We start from the raw sequence: 6064 nt of genomic DNA, 5'->3' as shown, positions 1-6064 counted from the left end.
ATTGTCCTCTACTCTTCCAAGGTTAAAGATAACCCTGTGACGACTCTTTCCTTCTTCGTCACGGTAAGATTCAACTAACTGAGCATACGTAAAGTTCTTAGACTTCGTAGGTTTTATAAACATGACTACCTAATACCATAGAATACCTTCCAAAAGCAAGTAATTGTATAATCATTACTTAAATCCAACTTATCATTAGTTACCACTAAAAAATATAGACAAAAAAATAGCGCCTACGAAACCATGCGGGTTTGAGTCGCTATCTTCTCTGTTTTATGAGTTAAAGTGATAAAGTCAAGAAAAAAGACGCTCCGAAAGCGTCTTCATTATTAATTCTATCATGAGAATTCGTTAAAGTCAACCGGTCTAGCTGTTGCTGACAGGTTAAATAATTTCTCAAACACGCGCCTCTTGATTAATCAATCGGAGCAGTTGAGAATTCAATCGTTGTTGGCGTTCCTTCGGCATCTGGAAGGGCAACGGGGACAATCTCAATCAAGAAGTCGCTTCCGGGCTCGAGATGAAGGCCCGTATCGATCGTGGTTTGCGATGTCTGTGTTGAGAAGATCGTATCCGGTCCCATAAATACCGAAACGTTGAACGCCAAATTCTCCGCTTCGAGAGCTTCAGTCGGCTCGATTCCATAGACGATTAGCAGCGGCATCGAATATGGATAATCCTTCTGGCCGTCATAAGGATCGATACCGAATGGGAAGAGGTCCCACAATGCGATCCACTCTTTGATTGCATTGCCAATCGCGCCGCATTTTCCTGTCACGTCTATGGAATCTATGCCAGTATGCCCCTTCACGACACACTGGTACGTGTAGCCGGTTTTTCCAGTGTCATCTGTTTTCAGTTTAACATCTGTCTTGGGATGGAGTCCTGTTATGTTTAGCTCCAGATCACAGTTCTTTGCCGGCGTTCCGTCCTTTCGCGTTACTGTGACAGTTACGGTATGCGATCCGGGAGCTATGTTGATGTCATGAGAGGGCTCAACAGTGAGGGTGTAATCGCAGTCGCACTCGATGCCAGCGGCCTCCATTATCGCATCCAGATGTTCAGTCAGGGGTTGTGCTCCACCCCAGGTCTGCGCCATTATGCTTGGCGGACTGCCCGCGGGTTGAGGGTTGTCGTTTACATAATTTCCTTCGTCATCTGTGTGGTATTCATCGTCTAGACCCATCATATGGCCAACTTCATGGGCGATGACAGGTCCAGTATCCAGATTGTCCCATTCACCCGTGGTTGTTTCAGTCGATCCTGGAGTCGGCAGTGGAGTAGCTACCCACGAAGTGTGGCTTCCTTTGACCTTCTTGACTTCCACAACATGGGCGTCATCAGGTGGTTCTGCACTTTCAGCAAGAACCGAGAAGTCAAAGTCGAACGTTACTGTGCAGCAGCCGTCACCCCATTCTCGAGAACCGCTCGGTCCATTCCAGATGGCTTCAGCGTCAGTCTCCCATGACTCGACCTGAGTCTCTGAGGCGCCTTCACCATGGAAAACAATGGTTACCGTGACAGTGTAGTCGCAGGGTCCGCCAGAGACGGACGTTGTCTGAGGAAAGAAGCTTGCTAATGGATACTCGGCGGGATAATAGGCATTGAGTATGGTTTCAGCAAAATCTGAAAGCAGTACCGGTGGTACGCTGTACATCATGGGTGTGTCTTCAGTCAGTAAACTCTCCAGTACAGGCTTTCCTGAGTCATCTCCATTCAGTAAGAATGCTACTGCAATAAGTGCCCTGATAGTCTTGTTGTCATCTTGAAGGTATTCTTCTAGACTGTCAAGAGTGGATTCATCCAGAAGATTTCGTTGAAAGGCGTAAGCTGCGGCCCAGCGTTCCAGTGGGTCACTGCTTTCCAAAAGAGCCAGGAATTTCTGAATCTTGCTGTTCACAAGAGGTATGAGTTCTTCGCCATAACGGAATGAAAGCGGGTTGTAAGGATTCAATTTGTCAATTATGCTTGCTACTTGATCTTGAACGAATACTGCTTTGATTGTCTTGCTTTTGTCCATCGTGACTGCTGTTGTCGTTGAGTCGGGCGACGCTACTTCGCCTTCCCAGGATTCAAACTCCCAACCGTTATCCGGATATGCTTTCACAGTAACGATTTGGTTCTTCGTAAATTCGTGAACTCCTGCAGTTGGATCTGTAGTTCCACTGCCGCCTATCTGAACTGTAAGAGAGTATTTTACGCTTGGACAACTCGTAAGAAAGATCATTGCCACAGACAGGATAATCAGAACGAAAAACGCTCTACGCATTGTAGCACCCCCTTCGTATTAGTGAGTGCTTAATAAGAATCAATCGACCTCAGAAGAATGCAAGACACAGCAAATGACTGCTTGATAACGGAATTATACATCGTTGACCCATGAATAGGAGCAGTGGAAAGAGAGTGAACGCAATGCTGGCTTCACTAGGAGGCGAGGCCGACTACGTCGGGAAGTGATGCGCCGAAAGATCGCCGGCGGAAGTGATGCCCGGAGAAACATCCGGGAAAGTGATGCTGCTTCGCACGAAGCCTCTCAGGTCAACCGTCATCGATCCGTCGTCCACCGAAGATCCGCTGTACGCCTTAAGAACGAAGACTCGCTGAGCGCTGCTCAAAACAACGTTGCCCGTCAACGGTCCGCCGTCCATCGGAAAGAAGCAGATCCAAGTTCCACGTTGTCAGTTGCAAGCAGAAGAAATAGTTGTCCGTTGTTGGTAATTGGTAACCCGTCATTCGTCAAGACCCGCAGCCCAGATTGTGACCAAGATCAAGTGAGGATGACAAAGTGAGTAAAGTTAAGGTCATGCTTCAAAGGTAAGACGCGTCGCCAGCTACTCGTTCTGAGTAGCATCAGATAATTGTGAATGAGTCAGTCGGTTCTTTCCGCCAAACCCCAGACCCTACACTCAATACCCACCCTGGTGATGCTATTGGATCTGCTTTTTCTCCTTGTTCTTCGTAGTCTCGAATAGGGTTTTTCTCGAAGCGAAGCTTCATCTCAGACTCAAAGCGTCTTCTCGCTCAAAGATCCGCTGTACGCCTTAAGAGCAAGGACCCGCTGATCGCTCTGAAACATGGTTCGCCGTTGCCATACGGATCCGTCTGTGCAGAGCTGGAGTATTCTCCAAACGAGTCGCTGCACCACTCCCAAACATTGCCAGACATATCATAGATACTAGGCTCGTTGGGTTGGAGTAGTTCCAACATCGTGAGTATGCCCTTCAGAGTTTTCCCAATACCAGGCTACGTAATCTACATTGTCACTCCCGGAATACTTGTATCCCTTGCTCTTGTTCCCGCCTCTTGCAGCATACTCCCATTCAGCTTCAGTCGGCAGTCTGTATCCGACTACCTTTGACGGATCAGGCGTCACTTTTCCATCCTTATCCAGTAAGTTGCCGTCATTGTCATACGCCTTCGGAAGCTTCTCCTTCTCGCTAAGCCAGTTGCAGTAATCTATAGCATCGTTCCAGCTTACATTGATTACTGGTCTGGTTCCCCTTCCCCAGCCTTCGTCGCCGGGTTTGCTTCTTCCGGTAGCCTCACAGAAAGCATCGTACTCGTCGAAAGTCACTTCATACTTGCCTATTTGGAAGCTGTACGTAAGCGTGATCTCATGGGTTGGTTTTTCTTCACTATATCCATCTCCCGAGGTATCGCCCATCGTGAAACTGCCCTTCTGAGCCAGCACGAATTCTCCGCTTCTTGCAAGCGTAAGAACCGACAGAGACAAAACTCAGAGTGTAAAAAGCACCGTTCTCTTCATTCCCCACCTCCATGAGTGAGGCTCTGCACTCGAAGTAGCACGGCAAGACCAAGGTAACATGCAACATATAGTGCAATGCGCTCGTTTACTAATATAGCACCTTTACGTCCTATACAAAGTTAAACTCCGCCCAGTCAGTTCCCGACGATGAATGTTTCTGGCGATTGCACCTGATTATTTGCGGCAGCCTTCTATAATCATTCCTCCACTCAAGCTCTCGCAGAGGTATCATAAGGCGCGGCAGTGCTTTCGATGTCGGCGTCGCACTGTCGGCTAATGAAAGCATGTTCTTCAAATGACTATCTTTATCTAAATACAATATCCACTGTTATTTAAAGGTCAAAATCCAACATCCAGTTCGTGATCAAAAGGTAGACACGATTTATCGCGTCATTTCGCAAGATACTGTCTGCAAAGAAGAGCAGACTATCGTTTCCAGTACTGAGAAAGATGTTGCCCGGATGAGAATTATCTAGTCTGACCCTGTTTATTTGAGGATCCAGTCAGCTGACAAAGCGAGTGTTCTGATCAGTGAATCTCGTATGCTTCTTGATGAACTCGGTCAAGCTCTTATTCTTTGCTCCTGACCAACCACTAACAACGGCTTTGAAAATCGAGTCCCATTTTTGCGATCATTGAGCTCTAGAACAGGCCTCCAGCCCTTATGTTTATCGAGAAATCAACTCTTTTCCTTTTTCAAATCCCCGAAATGTCCTGAAACGATACTGAAGCAATTATCCGCAATAAAAGAGAGAGATGAAGATGATCGATCAATAAATATACTATATAGTATAATACTGTAAAGTATAACAAGTAGGTGATTATTGTGTTTGTTGGCAGAAAGAGGGAATTAGCCTATCTCGAGGAGAGATTCGAAAGGGGAAAACCGGAACTGCTTATTCTATACGGTAGAAGGAGAGTCGGAAAGACAGAACTCACTAAGGAATTCTTGAGGAAGAAGCGGGGGATCTATTACCTTGCGGAGAAACTCCCGGAGAATCTTCAGCTGAAGAAGCTCTCTGAGAAGGTTATTGAATTCTTCGACGAAGACATAATAGCCGGATTCTCCAACTGGGAGATGCTGTTCAAGTACCTTGCCTCCAAGCACGATCGATACATACTCGTGATAGATGAGTTTCCTTACCTTATAGAAAGAGAACCGGGCATTATCTCGTCTTTTCAAAAGGGCTGGGACGAATACTTGTCAAACTCGAATGTCTTTCTCATTCTAACGGGTTCGAGCGTCTCCGTAATGGAGAACAGTGTCTTGAGCTATAAGAGCCCTCTATACGGCAGGCGAACTGGACAGCTTCTTCTAAACCAGTTTCCCTTCAATGAAATCGGCGACTTCTTCGAGAAGAAATACAATTTCGATGACCTGCTCAAGATATGGGGCACTCTTGGTGGAGTACCGTTCTATCTTGAGCAGTTTGACAGCGATCTTGACTACTACGGAAATGTCATGGAGAAGATATACAACCAGAACGAGGTGTTGTTTGCCGAAGCCGAGTTTCTTCTGAATGAGGAGCTCAGAGAACCGAGAAACTACTTCGCCATTTTGAGGGCAATCTCGCTCGGAAAGAGAAAACTGGGCGAGATAATAAACGAAACCGGTATCGACAAAAGTAGCATCATGAAATATATCTCCATTCTAAATCTTCTTGGCATAGTCGAGAAAGAAGTACCAGTGGGTGAAGATCCGCTTAAAAGCAAGAAGGGACTATACAGAATAGCAGACAACTTCTTCAGATTCTACTTCCGTTATGTTTTCTATTACAAAGATCTCATACTCACCGATCAGAAGGAAAGACTGTTGAGCATCCTGAAAGATACCGAAAACCAGTTCTTCTCGATCACATATGAGGATTTCGCGCGCAGTGTTGTCATGTGGATTAGCGGAACGAATTACTTCGAAATCGGTCGCTGGTGGGATAGAAACGCTGAAATCGATCTGGTGGGCATGAACAGAGAAGAGAGACGAATATTATTGGGAGAAGTCAAGTGGAGTGAAAGGCCCGTCGGCACTGATATTCTTGCAGCATTGCGTGAAAGGGGAAATCTGCCGCGATGGGATGAATTCAAAGAGAAGGAGTACGCTATCTTCAGCAGATCTGGCTTCACCAAAGCTCTAGTTGACGAGGCTAAGTCCGATCGATCTCTCATTCTCCTTCACGGTGACCAAAGAGTAGTCTGAAGAACCTGTGATACGCAGACGCTTTTCGAAGAACCCGTCAGGCATAATCATCGTCGAGTGAAGAGCCGTCCTTGGTCCTTCATCCCAGATCATGGACCCGTCCT

Annotated in this window: 5 protein-coding genes; 1 reads left to right on the top strand and 4 read right to left on the bottom strand. The window is 46.5% G+C overall.

Going from position 1 to position 6064, the window contains the following annotated elements; genetic code table 11:
* Window positions 1-415: 415 nt before the first annotated feature.
* The 4 genes from B3K91_RS03365 to B3K91_RS03350 form a co-directional block, all read right to left on the bottom strand.
* Window positions 416-2269, bottom strand: a complete 1854-nt coding sequence (locus tag B3K91_RS03365; protein WP_214060009.1) for an InlB B-repeat-containing protein — start codon at window positions 2267-2269, stop codon at window positions 416-418.
* Between the two features lie 172 nt (window positions 2270-2441).
* Window positions 2442-2648, bottom strand: a complete 207-nt coding sequence (locus B3K91_RS03360; RefSeq protein WP_292593989.1) for a hypothetical protein — start codon at window positions 2646-2648, stop codon at window positions 2442-2444.
* Window positions 2649-3021: 373 nt separating this feature from the next.
* Window positions 3022-3165 (bottom strand): SUMF1/EgtB/PvdO family nonheme iron enzyme, encoded by a 144-nt coding sequence (locus B3K91_RS03355; protein WP_292589606.1) that lies wholly within the window; start codon window positions 3163-3165, stop codon window positions 3022-3024.
* Between the two features lie 10 nt (window positions 3166-3175).
* Window positions 3176-3733, bottom strand: a complete 558-nt coding sequence (locus tag B3K91_RS03350) for a formylglycine-generating enzyme family protein (protein ID WP_292593986.1) — start codon at window positions 3731-3733, stop codon at window positions 3176-3178.
* 859 nt (window positions 3734-4592) lie between these two features.
* Between B3K91_RS03350 and B3K91_RS03345 the strand changes: the two genes are divergently transcribed.
* Entirely contained in the window at window positions 4593-5960 is a 1368-nt protein-coding gene (locus B3K91_RS03345) for an ATP-binding protein (RefSeq protein ID WP_292589597.1), read from the top strand.
* Window positions 5961-6064 lie beyond the last annotated feature (104 nt).

The organism is Mesotoga sp. UBA5847, from assembly GCF_002432735.1.
GTDB lineage: Bacteria > Thermotogota > Thermotogae > Petrotogales > Kosmotogaceae > Mesotoga.
The sequence above is the reverse complement of the archived record's forward strand: the minus strand, read 5'-3'. Positions and strand labels throughout refer to the sequence as shown.

What these genes read in the sequence shown, in the direction of transcription:
- B3K91_RS03355 (WP_292589606.1), bottom strand. Translation starts at nt 3,165, where the DNA reads ATGTCTGGCAATGTTTGGGAGTGGTGCAGCGACTCGTTTGGAGAATAC.
- B3K91_RS03365 (WP_214060009.1), bottom strand. Translation starts at nt 2,269, where the DNA reads ATGCGTAGAGCGTTTTTCGTTCTGATTATCCTGTCTGTGGCAATGATC.
- B3K91_RS03360 (WP_292593989.1), bottom strand. Translation starts at nt 2,648, where the DNA reads ATGGACGGCGGACCGTTGACGGGCAACGTTGTTTTGAGCAGCGCTCAG.